Consider the following 21,480-nt stretch of genomic DNA (forward strand, 5'->3'; position numbering starts at 1 on the left):
CATGCCTAACAATGTTGTAGTACTTGGCACCCAATGGGGTGATGAGGGAAAGGGTAAGATCGCTGATTTGCTAACTAGCACTGCTGATATTGTAGTGAGAAGCCAAGGCGGTAACAATGCAGGTCATACCTTAGTGGTTGGCGACAAGAAAGTAGTTGTTCGCTTAGTTCCATCAGGCATTTTACACTCTTCTAGCCTGTGCTTAATTGGTTCAGGTGTAGTTGTTTCTCCTGATGCTTTATTTGGTGAAATTGAGGAGCTTAAGGCTTCTGGTATCACTGATGCTGAGCAGCGCATCAAGATTTCTGCTGGTTCTTCTTTATTATTACCAGTACACGTAGCTATTGATAAGGCCTCCGAGCTTAAGCGTGGCAAGAATGCTATTGGTACCACTGGTCGTGGTATTGGCCCTTGCTATGAGGATAAGGTAGCACGTCGTGGCTTACGTATTGGTGACCTCTATGATATGGAGGTATTTAAAGAGAAGTTAGCTGCCTTACTTGAGTACCGTAATTTTGCTCTTAAGAATTACTATGGTGCCCCTGAGGTTTCTTATGATGAAATCTTATCCCAAGTAATGGCTGTTCGTGACCGTCTCTTAGCCATGGTTGCTGACGTTTCTGCTATCTTAACTGAGGCTCGTGCTAACAATAAGAAGGTTTTATTTGAGGGTGCTCAAGGTACTTTCCTTGATATTGATTATGGTACTTACCCATTCGTAACCTCATCTAATACTGTAGCTGGCGGTTGCTGCACTGGTTCTGGCGCTGGTCCTCGTCACATTGAGTACGTATTAGGTATTTGCAAGGCCTATACTACTCGTGTAGGTGGCGGTCCATTCCCAACTGAGTTATTTGATGATATTGGTGAGGGTATTCGTGCTCGTGGTGCTGAGTTCGGTGCTGTTACTGGCCGTCCACGTCGTGTAGGTTGGTATGATGCTGTTGCTATGCGTCGTGCGGTAGCCATTAACTCCTTAAGTGGCTTAGCTCTCATGAAGATTGACGTTTTAGACGGCATGGATGAGCTTAAGATTTGTACCAAGTATCAATTAGCTGACGGTACTATTAGTGATTTACCTCCATTAGCTGCTTATGAGTATGCTAAGGTAACTCCAATTTACGAGACTATGCCAGGCTGGAGTGAGTCTACTGTTGGCATCACTAAGTTTGAGGATTTACCTGTTAACGCTCAAAACTATATTCGCCGCTTAGAAGAGTTAGCTACTATTCCTGTAGCCATTATCTCTACTGGCCCTGAGCGTGATCAAACCATTATGCTCAATGATCCAATGGCTTAATCAGATTTAAAATTCCAAATCGTTCTAAAAACAGGCGGCAAAAGACCCACATCTTTTACCGCCTATTTTTTTCCAAAAAGACCCCATCGTCCCCAGCACCTGCGCCAGCGCAGGCGTTGCCTGCACTGTGCCTACGCTGTGCGCAGGCTCTGGCGCATGTGGCGCTGGGCACAGCCCCAGTCTCTTGCTAAAAATAAGGCCCAAGCTTTTGATAGCTTGAGCCTTATTTTTTAGCTTTAATGCTTTAGTGAGCTCTATCTACAGCCTTGTGGCAGATGTAAATTAAGCTTTCTTTATAGCTAGAATCGCTGAGCACCTTGAGACAATCAATGGCTCTATCGGCTGCTTTCATGGCCTCTTGCTCGCAAATTTGCAAGGCATTGGTACGCTCAATAGCGGCTTTTACACCTGATAAATTAACCTCTTCAATGTCTTTTAATAATTGCTTACGCTCTTCATCGCTGTGGCAATTATTAATAGCAACTAAGACTGGTAAAGTAATACGATGATCGGCTAAATCAGTACCAGGGTCTTTGCCTAAAGCTTGAGCATCTGCGCTATAGTCAAGCATGTCATCTTTGATTTGGAAGGCAATACCTAGTTGGCGACCATATTCACGTAAAGGCTCAATTAAATTATTGTCCTCTTTAATAAAGATGGCAGGGGCTGAGGCTGCTAGCTCAAAGAGTACACCTGTTTTGGCATAAATGGTTTTGTAGTAGGTGTCTAAAGACAGATTGATATCGCCTTCGTTCTCGAGCTGATAAAGCTCTCCTACCACCAGCTGACTTAAGGTGTGGTTAAGGGCAATAATAATGTCAAAGTCGTGTGCTTTTTCTAATAAATTGAAGCAACGGGTAAACATATAATCGCCAGCTAAGACAGCAGCATGGTTACCATCAGTTTCATTTAAAGTTGGCTTGCCACGACGTAAAGGGGCCTTATCAATTACATCATCATGAATTAAAGTTGCTGCATGTAAGGTTTCAATGGCCGCACCAATATGACAGACCTTATCTAAATGTAGTTCTTTATTAAAGTGAGGTAATGCATAAGCGCTAAATAAAGTAATACGAGGTCTAACTCGCTTACCACCAGCATTGATCACATATTGGCACATAGCATTTACATGTGTTTCCAAGTGGTGATCAGTGTAAGTTGCGTTTAATAATTCCTCAACCCTATCTAGGCTTGGGCAGTCTAATTTGTTGCTCGCCTGAGAGTGTGCCGCCATACAACAATCCTTGAGAGTATATGGCACGTTTTTGAGCGCTGCCATCTCTAAATAAAACTATGAAATTTTAGTAGCCAAAAGATAGCTACTAGTCCTTGTACATCTAAATATGACGTTGAAAAAGTCTATATATTTTAGCATGTCTAGTATAAGTTTAACGGATCGCTCTTGCTTTGCTTTGGCTTTTAGGCTGCAATTTGTTTGCAACTGACAAATTACTGACTTGACTTATTAAATATTCAAACTTTGAACTAATACCATAGAAAAATAAATTTACTTATGCTATAATTTTGCGGTTTTGAAAGTCGATATATTTGACTTTTTATATACTGAGTGTGTAAAATATGCGCTCACTATATTTGACCTAACAAAAGGCCCTGATTCCATGCGAGTCAAGTTCTTGGTCGAAAGGCTAGATGGTTTGAGATTATTAAAAAACCATTAAACAACCTACGTTAAGCCTCTTAAAGCTTCGTTAAGAGGGTGCTCTTAAAGCTTTAACTTACAGAGTGTTTCGTCTTGGTTGCCATCCATTTACTTTACGTTTGGATGTACCTTTGTTAGTGATTGATGAATTGATTTGAGCGGGAGCACAAACTCCTGCGTTCAAACGGAGTTTGAGCATGTACGCAGTTATTTTTTGCGGTGGCAAACAGCACAAGGTCAGCGAGGGTGAAAAGCTTCGTGTTGATCTTTTAAACAAGGAAGCCGGCAGCACTGTCGAGTTAGACAAAGTGCTCTTAATTTCTGATGGCACCAACGTTAAGGTTGGCGCTCCATACATTGACGGTGCTAAGGTTACCGCCACTGTATTAGGCGAGGTTGCAGGCGAGAAGATTAAGATCGTTAAGTTCCGTCGTCGTAAGCACCATCAGAAGGTTACTGGCCACCGTCAGTGGTTTACCGAATTACAGATTACCGGTATTACCGGTTAGGAGTAAGAATCCATGGCACACAAGAAAGCCGGTGGTTCCGTTCGTAACGGTCGCGATTCCCAGGCCCAACGTCTTGGTGTAAAGCGTTATGCAGGTGAGTTAGTTAATGCAGGCAGCATCATTGTTCGTCAGCGTGGCACTCACTTCCACCCAGGTGCAAACGTAGGTATCGGCAAGGACGACACCTTATTTGCTAAGAAGACTGGTAAGGTTTCTTTCGTAACTCGTGGTCCTAAGGGTCGCAAGTACGTAACCATCATCGCTGAAGACGCTGCTTAGTCTTTATTGATGGTTAGCTCAAAGTTAATTTTGAGTAGAAACTGACAAAAGGCCTGCATCACCTCAAGGTGGCGCGGGCCTTTTGCGTATCATAGGCTTATGCTTATGAGCACGATTTGGAAGCTTTAAGCTCTCATTTTTTTCCAGAATCGAGGTTTTATCATGAAGTTTGTTGATGAGGCTACCATTCGCGTGGAAGCTGGTGACGGCGGCAATGGAGTCGTAAGCTTCCGTCGTGAAAAATATATCCCTAAGGGCGGCCCAGATGGTGGTGATGGTGGTGATGGCGGCAATGTATTTATGATTGCTGACAATAACCTTAATACCTTAGTTGACTATAAGTTCACTAAATTCTACAAAGCTGAGCGTGGTCAAAATGGTATGTCATCTGACTGTACTGGAGCCAAGGGCGCTGACATTATTTTAAAAGTGCCAGTAGGTACTCGTATTACTGATAAAGAGACTGGTGAGGTTTTAGGTGATCTTAGACATGAGGGTGACCTATTACGTGTAGCTAAAGGCGGTCACCATGGCTTTGGTAATACCCATTTTAAGAGCTCTACTAATCGTGCTCCTCGCCAAAAAACCAATGGTACTCCAGGTGAGAGACGTATTTTAGAGTTAGAGTTACTCTTAGTAGCTGACGTAGGTCTTTTAGGCCTGCCAAATGCTGGTAAATCTACTTTTATTCGCTCAGTCTCAGCAGCTCGTCCTAAGGTAGCTGATTATCCTTTCACTACTTTAGTACCTAATTTAGGTGTAGTTAAAACAGGTGATGGCGAAAGCTTTGTAATTGCTGATGTGCCAGGCTTAATTGAAGGCGCTGCTCAGGGTGCTGGTTTAGGCCACCGTTTCTTACGCCATTTAGAGCGCTGTCGTGTGCTTCTCCACTTAGTGGATGCTATGCCTGTAGATGGCTCTGATCCTGTAGAGAACGCCAAGGTTATTGAAAAAGAGCTCCAAGAATATGCTCATGACCTTTATGAAAAGCCACGTTGGTTAGTGGTTAATAAGGTTGACCTTTTAGAAGGTGGTGAGCAAGAGGCTCAAGAGTTAATTGAAAAGATCTCTAACTCTTTAGAAACTAAGCCAGAGCGTACCTTTATTATTTCAGCTTTACAAAAGCAGTACACTAATGAACTTACTCATGCCCTACAACAATTAGTAGATGAAGTTAAGCAAGCAGAGTTAGATGCTGAAAATAATAAGGATAAGAATGCCGCTGATGACTTCGTATGGACTGAGGGTGCTAAGCACCTTAAGGATCCAGTAAATGGAGCCTCTTTAGACGGCATGGATGACGATTTTGATGACTTCTATGATGATGAGGATGATGGCGTAGAAATCGTCTATCAGAAGTAAGTCCTAATAAGATCGCAATCTAAAATTTTTCAAAGTGCTAAGCATATTATGGATGTGCTTAGCACTTATATTTTTTTTGCATGCTTATAATTTATTTTTAGCCTGAAATTTTGTTGCGGGCACTTTAAGCCTAGGAGCTAGCGTGACTAATCAAGTAACTGAACCACCAAAGAATGTATTTCGCTTTTTACCAGCTAAAGACTGTACTTTATCCATGGTAGTAGCCATGGGTCTTGATAGAGCCATTGGCGAGCGTGGTACTATGCCTTGGTATTTACCAGCCGATCTTAAGCACTTCAAACAAGTTACTCTTCAAAGCTGTGTCATTATGGGAAGACGTACTTTTGAGTCTATTGGTCGTCCTTTGCCTATGCGCCGCAATATTGTGATTACCTCCAGCGCCCAATTAAAGGAACGCAATGATATTGAAGTAGCCTCTTCTTTTCAAGAAGCTCTATCCATGGCCAAAGATAAGCTTAAAGCTGCCGAGCACTATGATAATTTAAACTCTGACGTGCCTGTAGTTGACTGCGAGTATAACAAGATCTTTATTATTGGCGGAGCTGCGCTGTTTGAAGAGGGGTTAAAGGTAGTTAATGAGCTGATTATTACTAAGATTAGAGCCTCCTTCCCTTGTGCTGACACTCATTTTCCTGACTTTAACCAATATGGTTATTTCATTTTGCAAGAGCAAAAGCCTTTTGTGAATGACTATAAAGCTTTTTATTTCTGTAAAGCTGAGCAACCAAGTGGTTTTGCCCAAGAGATACCAGAATTTGATGAAGAAGAGGTTTTGGTAGATGAGCAGGATAATTTGATGAAGGTGGATAATATCCACAATGGCTTAGCCTTTAGCTATTTAACCTACGAGCGCATCAGCTAAGCCACAGCAGCGCTGCGCTGTGCGTAGCTTAGCTGCGCTTAGCTACGCTTGCTTGCTTGCGCCTTATGGGCCAAGGCTTTAACCTTAGCCCAAAGGAGCAAGCTAGCATATGCGCTAGTGCGCAAGCTTGCATGCTAGTGCGTAAGCACTAGCTTTAGCTTAGCTTAGCTTGCTAGATAGAGGCATAGCCTACTGATTTTACTGAGAAGAAATGGTCATCCTCAAAGCGCCAAGCAGTTAAGCGATCGCCCCAAACACATCCAGTATCGAGAGCTCTAATGTTGGTGACATTACATTTGGCATTTAAAGCAGCCCAATGACCGAATACGAGCTTATAGGGCTTATTTTTATAAACTATAGGCTGGCTTAGTTTAAACCATGGGGTAAGTCCCTGATTGGTTACTAAATCAGGATTAACTGCGCTATTTTTATAGTCTAAAGAGCAATCTTTATAACACAGGCGCATTCTAGTAAAGGCATTAAGAGCAAAACGCCAGCGGGCTAATCCATTATTGGATAAATCATAATTACGAGGCTCTTCGCTATACATATTGCGCAATAAGATTAAGCGTCTTACAGGATCTCTAAATACTCTTTGAATTTCTTTAGACTCTTTGCGCGCTTGTTTAATATCCCATAAAGGAAAAATACCTGCGTGAGCTACAGCTAAAGCTTTAGTATCATGCAATTGTAACAGGCTAGATTTTAAGAAAAATTCGACTATCTCTTCTCTTAATTTGGACTTTAAGATCACTTCAAGATTGTCTTTAGCACGAGCCTTGCTAATGCCATAATGCACCGCTAAAAAGTTAATATCATGATTACCTAGTACTGATTTTACACACTTGCCTAGCTTTAAAATTTCTTGCATAGTTTCAACTGGTAGTGGGCCACGACCAATGAGATCACCAGTTAAAATTAAGTCATCCTTATTCTCATCAAACTTGATGAGCTCTAATAATCTCATAAGCTCATCATGGCAGCCATGAATATCTCCTATGCAGTAAGTGGCCATTAAGTGCTCCTTAAACGTCTTATCATTCAATCGATATTTTGCAAGACAACAATAAATTACTAGGCATATAGCCTGATAATTCTGTTTTGAACAAAAGATGTAATGCTATTGTTGCATACTTGAAAGAAAGTATGTTTAAGGCTGGATAACTTTTTTTGCCATTTATTAAAATTGAGCAGCACTTACACATTGGCTTTTATTATATAAATACGATAAATATCAGCAAAACCCAGAAAATGTTGTCTAAATTTTGCGATAAATAATTAAAGCCGATAGTCTTTTTGCTACATTATAGTGAAGCTAATAGCATTGATTATTACAGGGTATAAGCACATATGAACTTAGAAAAGCTTATATGCGCTTGCACTCTTGCGCTTGCAAGCTTGTAAGCCTGCACTCTTGCGCACACAGGCACTCTGCTGCGCTTGCACTTTTGCGCACTTGCGCTTGCAAGATTGCGCACTTGCGCACTGGCACTTTGATGCTCTTATGCTGTTGGTAAAGATTGGTAAAGTTTTAGGAAGGTCTGATTATGCCATATATAGTCAAAGGCTTTACGCAGGAGAAGCTTATTCCTGCTGTAGATTTGGTTAAGCTTATCAACCAATATGTGCCCCTTAAAAAATCAGGAGCTAATTGGACAGCGTGCTGCCCTTTTCATAACGAAAAGACTCCATCCTTTTTCGTCAGCCCTTCACGTAATATGTTTAATTGCTTTGGCTGTGGTGAACATGGTAATGCTCTTGATTTCATTATGAAATATAAGAACATTGACTTTGTTGAGGCCGTTGAAGAGCTTGCTCATTATGCGGGCATTGAAGTAGAGTATGAGAAGTCAAACGGCAACTTTGTCAAAGCAGCTAGTGATAAAAATAAGAAGTTATATGAGCTCATGGATAGGGCTGCTCATTTCTTTACCAAGCAATTAGAGCTCAACCCTGCGGCAAAAGATTACTTTATCAATCAGCGTGGTCTTAGCGAGGAATTAATAGTTAAAGCTCGTTTAGGGTTTGCTCCTGATAGTTGGGACTATGTAGAGAAAGTTTTAATTCGCTCTCCAGAGGAGTATCAGCTTTGTGTTGACTTGGGCTTACAAACTGATCGCTTTGAGGAGGGGAAACATATAAAGCGCTCTTTCTTTAGAGGGCGTGTGATGTTTCCTATTTTTGATAAAAAGGGCCGCATTATAGCTTTTGGTGGTCGTGTCTTTAATCATGATTTTGGCCCTAAATACTTAAACTCTCCTGAAAGTCCTATCTTTAGAAAGCGTACTGAGCTATTTGGCTTATATGAGACCTTACAGGCCCATCGTAACCGCCCTGAAAAAATAGTAGTGGTTGAGGGCTATATGGATGCTATTGCCTTACGCCAAGCAGGTTTTGACTATGTAGTGGCCACTTTAGGTACAGCTATTACTCAGGTACATTTAAAAACTTTATTTCGCTTTACTGATAAAGTCATTTGTTGTTTTGATGGCGATGAGGCAGGTAAGGCTGCTACCTGGAGAGCTATTAAAGCTATTACTCCTGTTATTGATGATCCTAAAAAGGAAATACGCTTTATTAATCTGCCAGCAGGACACGATCCTGACACTTTAATTCGTGCTGAGGGTAAACAGGCCTTTGAAAAAGAGATCCAAATGTCTGTAAGCTACTCAGAGTGTATTTTGCTCCATGAGTCTATACTGATGGATGTTAGTGAGCCTAGCTCCCGTATTAAATTTATCAATAGCATTTTGTCTATTGTTAAGGCCATGAAGAGTCCTCCTCTTCAAATTGTTACCTTACAAATGTTGGCAGACTATGTAGGTATGACTCTCTCTACTGTGCAAGACATGTTCAACAACGATGCTATTGAGGCTAATAATGAGTTTATGCAAGCTGACAATGGTGAGGACTATGTTGCGCCTAGTGCTAGCTCCTCTAGAGATAGTTATGTAACTAAAGGTCGTACCAATCTACCAAAATGGGCAAACAAGGGTTCATCCCCATCATCCAAAATGGTGTCCTTTACTAAGCATAACAGTAACTATCAGGCCCAACATGACTATATTGACGAGCCTCTAAACACCAACAACCCTCGCTATAACAACGCTAACGCTCTGCCCCCATCTTATGGTCAGGGCAGCCCAATGGGCCACCAAGCTGGAGCCATAAGCCCAGAAGGAGCCATGCCTCCAGGGGCTTTTCCTCCTGGAGGCGCTAATATGTTTCCTCCTTATGAGCAAGACTTTCAAGGTCCAGGCCCTGTACAAGGCCCAGGCCAAGGCGTTGGCTTTGGTATGGCCCAGGGCATGGGCCAGGGCATGAACCAATCTTTTGGCCAAGGCACGACCCCTGGTATGCCCCATAGTATGGGGTCAGGCATGGGCCCTGGCATGGCTTCTAATCCTGGCTTTAACCCTCAGTTATGGCCTAATGGGGGAGCTGTAGATAATATTAGTCAAGGCAACACTCCTTGGGGAACTCCTGATTACTCGCAAGATCGTAACTATACTCAAGGCCGTCAGCTTAGTCCTCAAGAAATTAACCAAGAGGCGGTGCGCTTGAGCATTGCTCGTAACCAAAATAGTCCTGCTGGTGAGTATATGTCGCTAGGCCCTAATGGTGCGCCTTTAAATGCAGGCAATCAAATGCGTACCCAGGAGTTTACGGGTGAGTATTTTGAAGGAGGACGTGGCCCTCAAGGTAATTTGATGTATCAAAGTGAAGTTGGCCATCTCTATGAGGATGGAGGTGCTCAGCTAGCTGCGCCTAATCAAGTTGATCTCTATGAGATGAACGGCCCTAGCTTTACTTTAAGTAGACAAGAGCGTCTTGAGTATAAAAGTGTAGTGGGACTTAACTTTACAGGTGCAGATTTAGACAGTGAGAGCTATCGCTTAATCAGTTTTATCTTGCAGTATCCAACTATTGTTGCCAATTACTACAATGTATTCATTATTGATGAGATGTTGGCCTTGGCCAAAGAGCTTAGGATAGTAGAGTATCCTTGCTTACAAAGATTATTAACTTTGATTAAGAGTAAGCCTACTATTACTTGTGCTGGTATTGTTGAAGAATATAGAGGCACTGACTTTGAACCTTTATTTAGCTTGTTGATGAACATTGATGTTATTCAAAGTCAAAGTTCAAGTCCTGATGCAGGAGAGCTCAATGCTCAGTCTAAGGCTGAGTATTTGGCCAATTACATTTTTTATACCTTATCTGAGCCTTTTAAAAATCGCATCGACTATTTGCACCAAGCTATGTACAGCGGTAGCGAGCTGTCCGATAAAATGCTTGAGGAGATTCGAGCCTTAAAAAAGGTAGTTAATATGATATCAGCTCAAAGCCTAGCTAAGAACATCAGCGTTAACCCTAAATAGCATTACTAGTCCTGACCAAAAGCTAAAAGCTAAAAGCTAAAAGCTACAAGCTTTTGGTCAGGGGCTAAAAGAGCTTTGGTAGAGGGCAAATATATGTGTTTTTTTGTTTACCTATAAGAACTTTCATTGTATAATGCGCCCTGCGGCCCATTAGCTCAGTTGGTTAGAGCAAGCGACTCATAATCGCTGGGTCTCCCGTTCGATCCGGGAATGGGCCACCATCATCTGATATCTTATCTTGCTACTTAATCTTGAGCCTAAAAAAAACAGGCTATCTTTTCAAGATTAAGCCTGTCTTTTCAAATTCCCTTATTGTTAGATCTCAATATTTAGAGTTTACAATCTTTGTGGGCATTCTTCTCAGCAGTTCTATAGCTGCCATCATAATAAACTTGTACTTGTACAGTATTGTTGTTTTGGTTGATTAAGCGAACCTTAGAGCCTTTTTTGTAATAACAGGAGAAAGGTTGATCAACTAAAATAAATCCTTGATTAGTATTAACGGTTAAGCGAGCTCCATCAGTAGTACGATCCATAACTTTGGAACCAACTCCCGATAAGAGAGCACCTATACCTGCACCAATTAAAGTGCCTTTAGTATTACCACCTATAATCTGACCTGCAGCAGCACCAATAGCACCACCTACAATAGCGCTATTTTGAGTATTGTAATGGTCAAGATCGATAGTAATGTATTCAACATCAGTGATTACACCTTCAGTAAAGTAAGATACTTTACCTGCCGTACTGGTAGGATTAGTACAACCTGAGGTGATTAAGCTACCAGCAAGCACAGATGCTAATAATGTGCTGGATAATAATCTTTTGGATTTGAAAAGGTTAAGCATAAATTCTCCCAAATTAATTGAGACCATATACTGAAGACAAAATAGGTTGTCTAATTTTATTTAGGCTTTTTCAGGCCTGACCCTAAAATAACATAGTAAACTTAGCATTTACTAAGATAAATCATTTTAGAGCTCTTTCATTACAAAGAATTAATTATGGCTGATACAGTAGAACTAATAGTAACAAAGCTTTCTAAAAAAGGTGAGGGCATTGCCTTTTATCAAGATTGGGAAGTCTATATTCCTCAAGTATTATTAGGTGAAAAACTCCAAGTAGAGTTAGGTGAGCCTTTTGTGCAAGGATCGGCACGCCGTCCTGGTAAAGTAGTGCAAATACTTGAGCCATCTGTTCATAGAGTTAGTTCTTATCCTTGCTCTAAATTTGGTCTTTGTGGCGGCTGCCAATATATGCATGTTAACTATCAAGAACAATTGAGAGTAAAACAAGCTGATATTGCTCAGGCGGTTAACAGCGCAGTAAACAGCGCCGTAAACAACAGCGCAAGCAGCGCTGCTAAAAACTCTGCCAAGTTAGTAAACCTCAGTGCAGAAGATATTCCTATGGAGGCTGTTGGGGCACAAAACTGTCGCTCTAAGAGTATTAGATATTTTGCTAATGATAATGAATTGGGATTAATTCAAGGTTTTTACGCCTCTCGTAGTCATGATTTGGTTGCTATTGAAAGTTGTTGCCAAGAGGTAGATGGCTTTGCCCCTTGTGCCAGTTCTTTAACTAAGTTGTTAGCCTCTAAGGGGGTTAAAGCACAGGACAGTGGAGCTGGCGCTATTAAGACTGAGTCTTTAGATCCTTTTTATGTCAAAGCCTTACAATTAAGAAAAGCTGATAATGAGCTCATGGCTTTATTAATTGTGACTGGTGCCATTGCTGATAAGCATAAGAGCGCATTAAAAACTTGGGCACAAGAGCAAGGTTTAGGTTCATTTTATGTAGGCTATAACAATCAAAGTGGTAATAGCCTTTATTGTGAACAAGTAGAGCTAATCTATGGTCAAGAGCTCTTAGTTAAGAACTTATTAGGGCTAAACTACTATTTTGGCCCTCAGACCTTTATGCAAGTTAATTATGATATGACACAAAAGCTCTATTCTGAGGCTATTGAGCATTGTTATAAGCATAAAGCGCCTGAGAATAAAGCAGATGAAGTAGCCTTGGATTTGTGCTGTGGTGTAGGTACCATGACCTTAGCCTTGGCCCAACACTTTAAACAAGTAATTGGTGTTGAGATTGTTGATAGTGCTATTGAGTTGGCTCAAAAGAATGCCCTGTTAAACAATATTAACAATGTTTCCTTCATTGCCGCTGATATCAACAAAGTGTTGCCAAGCTTATTAAATAGCGCACAAAGAGCCAAAGTTAAAGCTGTGATTGCAGATCCATCCAGAGCTGGTTTGGGTGCTGATTGTGCTCGCTTAATAGGTAAAATTCCTGGCCCTTGTGCTGTAAGTTTAATTTTCTGCTCTTTAACTGCCCTTAAAAGAGACTTGCCTATTTTATTAAAGGCTGGATTTACTATTACTAAGGTTAAAGGCTTTGATATGTTTGCCAATACTAATCATATTGAAACCTTGGTCTGTTTAACCAAAAGCAAGTAGTGTTGCTTTTAGTATAAAAAAGCTGGTGTAAGACTAAAGTGTGAAATTGGTCGTGTCTTTGCTTTAGTTTGTAAGCTAAGATAATGATTATTTTGGATCTAGTCTATTGGGTTAGATCATTCTCTTTAATTTGATTATATAGGAGCCGTCCGCTACTATAGCCATGCTATGCTTAAGTGTCATACTTGCGCCCAGCTTGCTATAAAGGCGGCAATTATTTATGAACACCAATGATCTTTTTGCTGACCGCTATTCGTGCCGTAAATTTGCCGATACTCCTTTAGAGGCTTCTATTATAGAAGAGTTATTGCAAGCAGCACGTAGCGCCCCATCGGCTTGTAATGCTCAACCTTATTTCTTTTATGTATTAGGCCCTGAGGCTATGAATAAGGTTGAAAGTCTGAGATCGTGGTATCAAGCTCCCGTTGTGATCTTAGGTTGCTTAGATACAGAAAATTATGGCTGGCAAAGAGCCAGTGATGGTGCGCTATTTAGCTCTTTTGATCTTGGTTTAGCTATGAGCCAATTAGTGTTAAAGGCAACTGAGTTCAATTTAGGCTCTTGTTATATTGCTTCTTTTGACCCAGATGAGCTAAGTAAGGTCTTAGATCTGCCTGAAAAGCATGTCCCTTATATTGCTGTAGCTTTAGGTCATGCCAGCATGGGCCCTAGCGATAATCACTATTTAAGACAAAGCCCTGATAAATTATTTAAAATTTTGCCTTAATTGGTTAACTGCAAAAACAAAAAGAGCTGTACTTAATCTTAAGACAGCTCTTTTTGTTTGGTCAGTAATAAACTAATTATTACTTAGCAACAGCTAAATTGTTGTGGCTTAATACAACCTTACGGGCAAAGACACGCTCGCAGTAGTGGCAGCGCATCATTACCTTGCCATCTTCTTTAAAGATACGGAAACGTGGGGTAGCACCCTCTTCTACATGGGTAATGCAGTTAGAGTTAGGGCACTTGAAAGCACCTTTAATCTCAGATGGTAAACGAAGCTTGTACTTATCTACTACCTTATAGTCCTTAATGGAATTTACAGTAGCATCTGGAGCTAAGATAGCTAATTGCTCAGTCTCAGATGGAGAGAAGGTAACATCAGAAATCTTAATGATATCTTTGAAGTGATCTTCCATCTCACGAGAGCGAAGGTTAAAGCCTACAGTAATTTGATTGTGCTTACCTAAGAAGTTAAATAAGCGCAAAATATTCATTGCTTGACCTGGAGCAATGTGGTCAATTACAGTGCCGTTAGCAATAGCCTCAACTAATAACTTATCGTTGGTGGTCTCGCTCATTTTAGATCTCCTTGTTTAAGACTAAGGCTAATAAGGCCTGACGGGCGTAGACACCGTTCTTGGCTTGCTGGAAGTAGTAGGCGTGAGGGGTATCGTCTACATCTAAGGTAATTTCATCAATACGTGGGAGTGGGTGCAAGATCTTCATGTTGCTCTTGGCCTCAGAGAGCATAGACTTGCTTAAGATGAACTTAGAACGTAAGTTTTGATACTCAGTCTCGTCAAAACGCTCTTTTTGCACACGAGTCATATAGAGGATATCAACCTCAGGAATAACTTCCTCAATAGTCTCGTGAACAGAGAATTGAACATTGTGTTTCTTTAAGTGCTTGAGAATGTACTCAGGCATAGCTAAAGACTCAGGAGATACTAAGTAAATATGTACATTGTTGTACATACATAAAGCTTCAGCTAAGGAGTGTACAGTACGACCGTACTTGAGGTCACCAACAAAGGCAATCTTAAGGTTATCAACCTTACCTTGAGTCTCGGTAATGGTTAATAAGTCAAGAATAGTCTGTGATGGGTGTTGGTTGGCACCGTCACCAGCATTAATTACTGGTACTGGAGAAATATCAGCAGCTAAACGAGCAGCACCTTCTTTAGGATGACGCATTACTAAAGCATCAGTATAAGAGGTGATAATACGAATAGAGTCTGTTAAAGTCTCACCCTTCTTTCCTAAAGAAGTGTTGGAGGCATCGGCAAAGCCAATTACTTTACCACCTAAACGCTGAATGGCGGTTTCAAAAGACAAACGAGTTCTAGTGGAGCCTTCAAAAAAAGTTACACCAATGAGTTTGCCAGCGAGCAAGTCATTACGTGGATTAGCTTTTAAAGAAAGAGCAGTTTCAAGGACATGGTCAATATGATCGCGAGAAAACTCTGAAATTGAGATGATATCTTTTTGGAAGAGGGGATTGGTCATGGATAGTTTCCCTACTGTTGACAGTTTAACAGTGCGGAAACAGGCAAGGTGGGTTCTCAAGAACATCATTATGCGCTGTTCCTGAAAAACTCATTATACAGAAATCAGAGTGAAAAAAATTAGCTACAACAAAAATAAAGTTATGATCGTGATCAAAAGCGCATAGATACGGTATTGATAGCTCAACTTGTTCACTAGTATTAAAGTTTTTTAAGAATTTTTTAAAAAACACTTTACACTCAATATAAAGTTGTGCATAATATGCGCACATTGCAGGAGCGTAGTTCTAATGGTAGAGCAGCGGTCTCCAAAACCGACGGTTGAGGGTTCGAGTCCTTCCGCTCCTGCCAATTAATAAATTGCCCCTTAATTGGGGTTTTTTCTTTTCTGGGCCATAGCAAATTAATTATTGCAATTAAGCTCATCTCTATTAAACCTCATTATCAGCTATAGCCCACACCTAATCACCTCACAAAAATCCTTATTGCTAATCAGCTCACTTTTTGCACGGCTCTTTTTGCTATTATTACAACAAGTTTTGCTGCCAAATCATTGGCTAATACTGGTCATAAGAACTAGGTTTAGCATAATAGTCATTTAAGAGTTAAGACCACAAGGCAAGCGCCAGGGCACAGCCTAACAGCTTGCCTCTGGCAAGCATCAGGGCACAGCCTAACGGCCTGCCTTTGGCAAGCATAAAGGCACAGTCCCAGCTCTTGCCTCTTACAAGAGCAGAGCTATGGCTTCTGTAAGTACTGGCACATTCTAAAAGGCGTGAATTTTATGAAGCTAACTTATCTTTATCACAGCGGTTTTTTACTTGAGTGTGAGAAGTGTTATGTAGTATTTGATTATTTTCTTGATGGCTATGATCTTAGTTCAAGCTTTTATGACAAGGGTGGCTTAGCCAGAGCCATTGGCCCTTTAGGTAGCGATCAATTAGTTGAGCAAGATGACATAGAAAAATTTGAAAGCTTAGAGATTTCTGCGCCTAATACTTCCAATCCAGGCACTTTAGGCTCTTTAATTGTGAATTTAGATAAGCCTTGTTATGTCTTAGCAAGCCATTTTCATAAAGATCATTTCTTGCCTTTTATTTTTAAGATCTTGGATTATGCCAAAGCAAGACGAGCACAAGAGAGTACTTTCCCTGAGGTAAAGCTCATTTTATCCAGTGATATCTTAAAATATCGTCGTAAAGTTTGTGCCCCTTATGTCAATGAGCTTACTTTTCTTGCCAAAGGTGAAAGCTATCAGGATGATTTAATTAAAATTAACGCCTATGGCTCCACTGATGTGGGCGGCTCTTTTGCTGTTCATGTGCCTGAACATAATTTTTCTTTATTTCATGCTGGCGATTTTAACTATTGGCATTGGCAAGAGGAAAGCACTCCTCAAGAAATAACTCAAGCTCATGACTTTTTCTTAAAAGAGTTAGCTTTTATTGAGCGTCACGAGTCTTATTTTGATGTCGTATTATTTCCTGTTGATCCTCGTATGCAAAAGAATATTGCCGCAGGTGCACAAGAATTTTTTGCCAAGATTAACTATCAGTTGCTAGTCCCTATGCATGTGATTGAAAAGCCACAAGAGGTACTCTCAGAGCTCAAATCAAATGAACTCTTTAGCTCCTGTCCTATTAGCTATGACCAAGAGGGTAAAGAGCGTATCTATAATCTTAGCTTGTCTAAGAGCGCCTCTAAAGAACAGTTGCAAGTGTGGCTCCCTCATAATAGTGGAGATTGTGCTCTTATTAACTTTGGTGCGTAAGATTAAAATAAGAGTAATTTTTTAGGTATAGGCTCAAATTAAAGTTAAAATTAAACAGCTTAACTTAGTTTTCTGAGGATTTTTTCATGAAGATTACAGCTCGTTTTGATCACTTCAATATTAATGTCACTGATCTTGACCGCTCTATTGCTTTTTACAAGGAAGCTTTAGGTTTAGAGGAAGTGCGTCGTAAGGAAGCCTCCGATGGTTCTTTTACTTTAGTTTATCTTGGTGATCAGCAAACTGGCTTTGCTCTTGAACTTACCTACTTAAAAGATCGTACTGAGCCTTATGAGCTTGGTGATAACGAGAGCCACTTATGTTTCCGTGTTAGCGAAGACTATGATCAAGTGCGTGAGTTCCATAGAGAAATGGGCTGCATTTGTTACGAAAATGAAAAGATGGGCTTGTACTTTATTCATGATCCTGATGATTACTGGATCGAGATCTTGCCTGTTAAAAAATAAGAGCTCAAGCTGTTATTAGTGATATGGCCAAGCCTTAGTCGTTTTATGAGTAGGGTTTGGTCTTATATGCCTTATCTGGTAGCGGATATAGGAAAGAGCGCCTTTATTGTATTCGTGTGCTTTCCTATGTCTGATATTGGCAATAATATGCCCTGATTAACTATTGCTCATTATGCGAAAAACTAATATTACCTGGAAAGTAAATCCATCGACAGTATTTGCTGTAGTGCCTGAAGATTACCTTGAGCAATCATCAGGGCCTGAAAGATTACCATCTATAGTCGAGACTGAGAGTAAGGTGGTGCCTGAAAATGATGCTAAGAGCGCAAATCTCAAGCAAAATCAGCCTACAGATGGCAAGCTAAATGAGCAAGCACTCCAGGTGCAGCGCAACAACATAGCATCCATTAAGAGCTTATTGGTCACAGAACAAAACAATTGTACTCGTAATCAAGCTCAGCTAAATGATGACATAGCCGCTTGCCAAGACAATATTAATGGCCTTAATCATGAAATTTATGATCTTGAGACCAAGCTCAACAGCTTACCAGCTCCAGGCCAGGCTCAAGGCCAAGGCCCTGCTATTGCTCAAGCTCCTAGCGCTGTACCAGAGGCTATGCCTATAGGAGTGGCAACTCAGGGTGTTACTAGTGTTCCTGGCGTTCCTGGTGCAGCACAAGTTATTGGTGCGCTACCAGAGACAAATAGCTCCAAGATAGCACTTGATGGCCGTCAGACTCAGTCTTCTGAGGTGGCTCCATTGTCTGTGCAGTCTTTAGGGGGCAATCAAGTTAATACTCAGCAACAAGCTGTAGCAGCGCCCGCCCCTAATATGGCTAATAGAAGCCAAAATGCGCCTAATAACGTATCTTATATATATGACAGGCAAGCTCAGGCTCAAGCCCAGGCTAATGCAGCTCGTACCATGAGTAATAATGCTCAAGGGCAGTGGTCAACTTCTAGCTTTGACCAATCTCAAGCTCAAGGGCTACCTCAGCGTCCAGGCAAGAATCAAAGCTATGGTCAGCAGCAGCGCCAGCGCTTGCGTCAGGCCCAGGGCCAAGGCCAAGCCCAAGGCTTTAGCCAAGGCCAGAGTCAGGGACAAGGTAGAGGTCAGGTCAGGGGCTATAGACAAGGTACAGTACCAATGTCTGCTAAGCCTCAATATGATCCTAGGTATGGTGAGATGGGAGCTCCTGAGGCCAATGGTACTCAATATGGGGCTATGGGCTCGCAAGGTGGCAATATGCCGCCATATGCTGTGCCTAATAGAGCTCAATATGGAACTCAAGGTTCTATGGGCGCACCTATGAATATGCCAATGGCCAATGGCCCTCAATATGGCGCTATGGGCCCACAAGGTGGTAACTGGCCGTACTATGGTGCTCCACAAGGAGCTCAAGCTCAATATGGTGCTATGGGCCCACAAAGTGGTAACTGGCCGCACTATGGTGCCCCACAAGGCCCTCAAGCTCAATATGGGGCTATGGGCCCACAAGGTGCTAATGGGCCACAGTATGGTGCTCCTCAGGGCCCTCAAGCTCAATATGGTGCTATGGGGCCACAAGGTGCTAATGGGCCACAGTATGGTGCTCCTCAGGGCCCTCAAGCTCAATATGGTGCTAACGGGCCACAGTATGGCGCTCCACAAGGCCCTCAAGCTCAATATGGTGCCATGGGCCCGCAAGGTAGTAATGGGCTACAGTATGGCGCTCCACAAGGGCCTCAATATGGAATGCCATATGATGCCTTTGATCCTGCCGCTAATGCCGCTCAAAGAGCCTGGGCTCAGCAAATGGCTATGGAACAGCAAATGGCTCTAGAGCAACAAATGGCCATGGAGCAACAACAAAGAGCTATGATGGCTATGGGACAGGGACAGCAGTTTAATTATATGAACATGCCTGTAGCTCCTAGACCTCATATGGGCGCTTTTTATGGCAATTATGTAGCTCCAAGTACGCAAGATCAGTATTGGGAACAGCCATTGCCTAATGGCTTAACTTATAGACCTGATGCTGATTTGTATATCATGATAGATCAGAGATTTGACTATCTTCATAATTTAATGAAAACACTCGCTGTTCGTGGTATTAGGATTATGCTATTCAATAACATGTGCCTATACGATAGGAATGACATTATTCTGCTTCCTTATCGCTTTGATCCTCTACCTAGCGATCATGTCTTTGTCTATGGTGCTGATAAGCAGTCATTATGGAAGTGGCTTAAAGCTGAATTTAGTTTTAGAAACATTAATTTAAGCGCTAAAGGCTAATTAATAGCAGATATTGAGGCTAAATAATAATTATGGGATCACGCCGTCACGCTCTAAAAGAAAAGCTTACCTGGGACATTATTAGTGAACCTTCAAAAGAGGTGGTTGAGCAGCTCATGCTTATTGAGGCTAGTGCTCATGATGATCCCTGGACTTATGATTCGCTCATGGAGTGTTTTACCGATAATTGCCGTTGTATAGGTCTTTATCTTAACAATGAGCTGATTGGCTTTTGCGTTATCTGCATTATCTTTGATGAAGCTGAGATTTATACCATTGGTATTTTAAAGAAATACCAGGGCTTAGGTTTTGGCCATAAGCTGTTATTAAAGAGCTTACAATTAAGCAAAGAGCTAGGGGCTAAAAACTGCTATTTAGAAGTTAGAGTTTCTAATGAAGTAGCCTTATATTTATACGATCTCTATGGCTTTCAAATTACAGGAATTCGCAAGAACTATTATGCCGCCACCTCAGAGCATCCTGCTGAGGATGCTTATACTATGGCTTGTAATCTTGAAGAGATCGATATGAACGATCCTTTTTTAAAGGTTTAAAAATAATAACCCCCAAAGGCCATTAGTAGCCTTTGGGGGATTTTCCCTCAAAAAACAGCTTCATAGACTTAGCTCAGCTAAGTGCACTTCATTGAGCTTGGTAGGGTCAATTGAGCAGCCATAATCAAAAGCTCGTTTAAAACTAACTTCCCTCCATGTCGTAATCTCCATCCAAGCTCAACTACTAAAACCTAAGTGTCTTAGCTATCTAAAAGGGTAGTTTGAGGATAAATAGAGCTTAGTGTAGTAGTATTTAGGCAAATCTTGATAAACCATTACCCTTCCTACCAAGACCTCCTTCATATTTAAAATATTCTCTACAATTTGACGAGAACCAGTACTAATTACCTTGCCTATTTTAGGTAAATTAAGGAATTTACCTTTAGGGGCCTGCAAGCAGCAGGAACTATTAAAAATGTTAGGAATAATGTCCCCTTCTTGAGGGTATTTGGCAGTTAATTGAAAGCTCTCTTTATTGATAAAGCTAGGTGGATTAAGAGCAGGGTTACTTAAAAAGGTAGTCCAATCTTTTTGATACTTAGAGATCGCATTTTGAATCACTGTAGGCTCAATATCATCAAGATTAATCTGTTGATCTACTAACATTTCAGGCAAGTTCTCTAAGCCTACTCTAGAGCAAAAAATGCCATTAGAAACGTAATAGTTGTAGATAGTTTTATAGGCCAGCATATTAGAAGCAATAATGTTCTTTTGTTCATCATTAGGAAAGATACGCATGGTTAATACGTAATGATGCAAGTAGCGTTTTTTAGTTACAGCCATAATCGACTCTCCTAATTAGTTCAATGAGCTTAATTTAGGGTCATTAGCTCCGCACTCACTCTTAGCAGCACTGCTCTCGCTCACCGCTGTGCTGCTCTTAGGGGCCACAAGACTGCTTTCAGGCACGGCAGTGCTAAGCTCAGTTATAGCTTGGCTGCTTTTAAGGTCTGCTAGTTCTTGTAAGTGATTAGGGCCGTTATAGATCATGGGCTCTAAATAAACCACATAGGCAGAGGTGGCAAAGCAAAAAACAAACAAGGTTAGTGACAGACCAATAATCTTATTCAGATGAGTCATACACAGATTGGTAAAGCGCTCAAAATGCTGTTTTAGCTTGCTAGGTGGTGGTGTTATTACTTGGTCGCAGCTTTCGTATACAGCTTGATAGTCAGATTGCTGAGCCATATTAGGCACCTGATTTTTAAGCTGATATCGTCTTAAACGTTCGTCTAAATCAAGATTGAGCTCTAATGGGTTTAGTGGGTGCTCAAGAAAAATAGTTGATAAGCTCATAATATGTTAGGTCAGCTTGCTAGGCTGCCTATATCCTCCATAGTGA

General features: G+C 41.2%; 19 protein-coding genes and 2 tRNA genes. 14 read left to right on the top strand and 7 right to left on the bottom strand.

Annotated features, from left to right (window positions below; all coding sequences use genetic code 11):
• Nucleotide 1: 1 nt before the first annotated feature.
• Nucleotides 2-1,300 (top strand): adenylosuccinate synthase, encoded by a 1,299-nt coding sequence (locus tag MXE38_RS01990; protein WP_246910596.1) that lies wholly within the window; start codon nucleotides 2-4, stop codon nucleotides 1,298-1,300.
• A gap of 244 nt (nucleotides 1,301-1,544) precedes the next feature.
• Here MXE38_RS01990 and MXE38_RS01995 read toward each other — a convergent pair whose 3' ends face one another.
• Nucleotides 1,545-2,534 (bottom strand): polyprenyl synthetase family protein, encoded by a 990-nt coding sequence (locus MXE38_RS01995; RefSeq protein ID WP_246910598.1) that lies wholly within the window; start codon nucleotides 2,532-2,534, stop codon nucleotides 1,545-1,547.
• Nucleotides 2,535-3,157: 623 nt separating this feature from the next.
• Between MXE38_RS01995 and rplU the strand changes: the two genes are divergently transcribed.
• The 4 genes from rplU (at nucleotide 3,158) to MXE38_RS02015 (ending at nucleotide 5,993) form a co-directional block, all read left to right on the top strand.
• Complete coding sequence (rplU, locus tag MXE38_RS02000) at nucleotides 3,158-3,469, top strand: 50S ribosomal protein L21 (RefSeq protein ID WP_246910600.1); 312 nt, start codon at nucleotides 3,158-3,160, stop codon at nucleotides 3,467-3,469.
• 12 nt (nucleotides 3,470-3,481) lie between these two features.
• Nucleotides 3,482-3,748, top strand: coding sequence for a 50S ribosomal protein L27 (gene rpmA / locus MXE38_RS02005; RefSeq protein ID WP_246910602.1), 267 nt, complete (start codon nucleotides 3,482-3,484; stop codon nucleotides 3,746-3,748).
• Nucleotides 3,749-3,910: 162 nt separating this feature from the next.
• Nucleotides 3,911-5,110: an Obg family GTPase CgtA gene (gene cgtA, locus MXE38_RS02010; RefSeq protein ID WP_246910604.1), complete on the top strand. Its 1,200-nt coding sequence runs from the start codon at nucleotides 3,911-3,913 to the stop codon at nucleotides 5,108-5,110.
• 142 nt (nucleotides 5,111-5,252) lie between these two features.
• Nucleotides 5,253-5,993 (top strand): dihydrofolate reductase, encoded by a 741-nt coding sequence (locus MXE38_RS02015; RefSeq protein ID WP_246910606.1) that lies wholly within the window; start codon nucleotides 5,253-5,255, stop codon nucleotides 5,991-5,993.
• Nucleotides 5,994-6,165: 172 nt separating this feature from the next.
• Here the strand turns inward: MXE38_RS02015 and MXE38_RS02020 are convergent, their stop codons facing one another.
• Entirely contained in the window at nucleotides 6,166-7,008 is an 843-nt protein-coding gene (locus MXE38_RS02020; protein WP_246910608.1) for a symmetrical bis(5'-nucleosyl)-tetraphosphatase, read from the bottom strand.
• 532 nt (nucleotides 7,009-7,540) lie between these two features.
• On the opposite strand from MXE38_RS02020, the gene dnaG reads away from it, so the two are divergent.
• Nucleotides 7,541-10,375, top strand: coding sequence for a DNA primase (dnaG, locus tag MXE38_RS02025; protein ID WP_246910612.1), 2,835 nt, complete (start codon nucleotides 7,541-7,543; stop codon nucleotides 10,373-10,375).
• A gap of 144 nt (nucleotides 10,376-10,519) precedes the next feature.
• Nucleotides 10,520-10,596: transfer RNA gene (locus MXE38_RS02030), tRNA-Ile, on the top strand.
• Between the two features lie 108 nt (nucleotides 10,597-10,704).
• Here MXE38_RS02030 and MXE38_RS02035 read toward each other — a convergent pair.
• Nucleotides 10,705-11,223, bottom strand: coding sequence for a YMGG-like glycine zipper-containing protein (locus MXE38_RS02035; RefSeq protein WP_246910615.1), 519 nt, complete (start codon nucleotides 11,221-11,223; stop codon nucleotides 10,705-10,707).
• A gap of 156 nt (nucleotides 11,224-11,379) precedes the next feature.
• Here MXE38_RS02035 and rlmD point away from each other — a divergent pair, with 156 nt between their 5' ends.
• A complete protein-coding gene (gene rlmD / locus MXE38_RS02040; protein WP_246910617.1) occupies nucleotides 11,380-12,837 on the top strand; it encodes a 23S rRNA (uracil(1939)-C(5))-methyltransferase RlmD in 1,458 nt (485 codons plus the stop codon).
• A gap of 220 nt (nucleotides 12,838-13,057) precedes the next feature.
• Complete coding sequence (locus MXE38_RS02045; protein ID WP_246910620.1) at nucleotides 13,058-13,564, top strand: nitroreductase family protein; 507 nt, start codon at nucleotides 13,058-13,060, stop codon at nucleotides 13,562-13,564.
• A 79-nt stretch (nucleotides 13,565-13,643) separates the two neighbouring features.
• Here the strand turns inward: MXE38_RS02045 and pyrI are convergent, their stop codons facing one another.
• Together pyrI and pyrB are read right to left on the bottom strand one after the other, a co-directional pair.
• A complete protein-coding gene (gene pyrI / locus MXE38_RS02050) occupies nucleotides 13,644-14,141 on the bottom strand; it encodes an aspartate carbamoyltransferase regulatory subunit (protein ID WP_246910623.1) in 498 nt (165 codons plus the stop codon).
• 1 nt (nucleotide 14,142) lies between these two features.
• On the bottom strand, nucleotides 14,143-15,069 hold the full coding sequence (gene pyrB / locus MXE38_RS02055) for an aspartate carbamoyltransferase (protein ID WP_246910626.1): 927 nt from the start codon (nucleotides 15,067-15,069) through the stop codon (nucleotides 14,143-14,145).
• A gap of 274 nt (nucleotides 15,070-15,343) precedes the next feature.
• Here pyrB and MXE38_RS02060 point away from each other — a divergent pair.
• From MXE38_RS02060 to rimI, 5 genes are all read left to right on the top strand, one after another.
• A tRNA-Trp gene (locus MXE38_RS02060) sits at nucleotides 15,344-15,419 on the top strand.
• A 433-nt stretch (nucleotides 15,420-15,852) separates the two neighbouring features.
• Nucleotides 15,853-16,839 carry an MBL fold metallo-hydrolase gene (locus tag MXE38_RS02065; protein WP_246910628.1) on the top strand — a complete coding sequence of 329 codons (987 nt, stop codon included), beginning with the start codon at nucleotides 15,853-15,855 and terminating at the stop codon, nucleotides 16,837-16,839.
• 86 nt (nucleotides 16,840-16,925) lie between these two features.
• The gene (locus MXE38_RS02070) at nucleotides 16,926-17,306 is read left to right on the top strand and encodes a VOC family protein (RefSeq protein WP_246910630.1); all 381 of its coding nucleotides are present in this window, start codon (nucleotides 16,926-16,928) and stop codon (nucleotides 17,304-17,306) included.
• Between the two features lie 172 nt (nucleotides 17,307-17,478).
• On the top strand, nucleotides 17,479-19,584 hold the full coding sequence (locus MXE38_RS02075) for a hypothetical protein (protein ID WP_246910710.1): 2,106 nt from the start codon (nucleotides 17,479-17,481) through the stop codon (nucleotides 19,582-19,584).
• Nucleotides 19,585-19,616: 32 nt separating this feature from the next.
• Nucleotides 19,617-20,138, top strand: coding sequence for a ribosomal protein S18-alanine N-acetyltransferase (gene rimI, locus MXE38_RS02080; RefSeq protein ID WP_246910632.1), 522 nt, complete (start codon nucleotides 19,617-19,619; stop codon nucleotides 20,136-20,138).
• Between the two features lie 204 nt (nucleotides 20,139-20,342).
• Here rimI and MXE38_RS02085 read toward each other — a convergent pair whose 3' ends face one another.
• Nucleotides 20,343-20,921 (bottom strand): hypothetical protein, encoded by a 579-nt coding sequence (locus MXE38_RS02085; RefSeq protein WP_246910634.1) that lies wholly within the window; start codon nucleotides 20,919-20,921, stop codon nucleotides 20,343-20,345.
• A gap of 15 nt (nucleotides 20,922-20,936) precedes the next feature.
• On the bottom strand, nucleotides 20,937-21,434 hold the full coding sequence (locus tag MXE38_RS02090) for a hypothetical protein (RefSeq protein ID WP_246910636.1): 498 nt from the start codon (nucleotides 21,432-21,434) through the stop codon (nucleotides 20,937-20,939).
• Nucleotides 21,435-21,480 lie beyond the last annotated feature (46 nt).

Source organism: Anaerobiospirillum sp. NML120448 (assembly GCF_023050945.1).
Lineage (GTDB): Bacteria > Pseudomonadota > Gammaproteobacteria > Enterobacterales > Succinivibrionaceae > Anaerobiospirillum.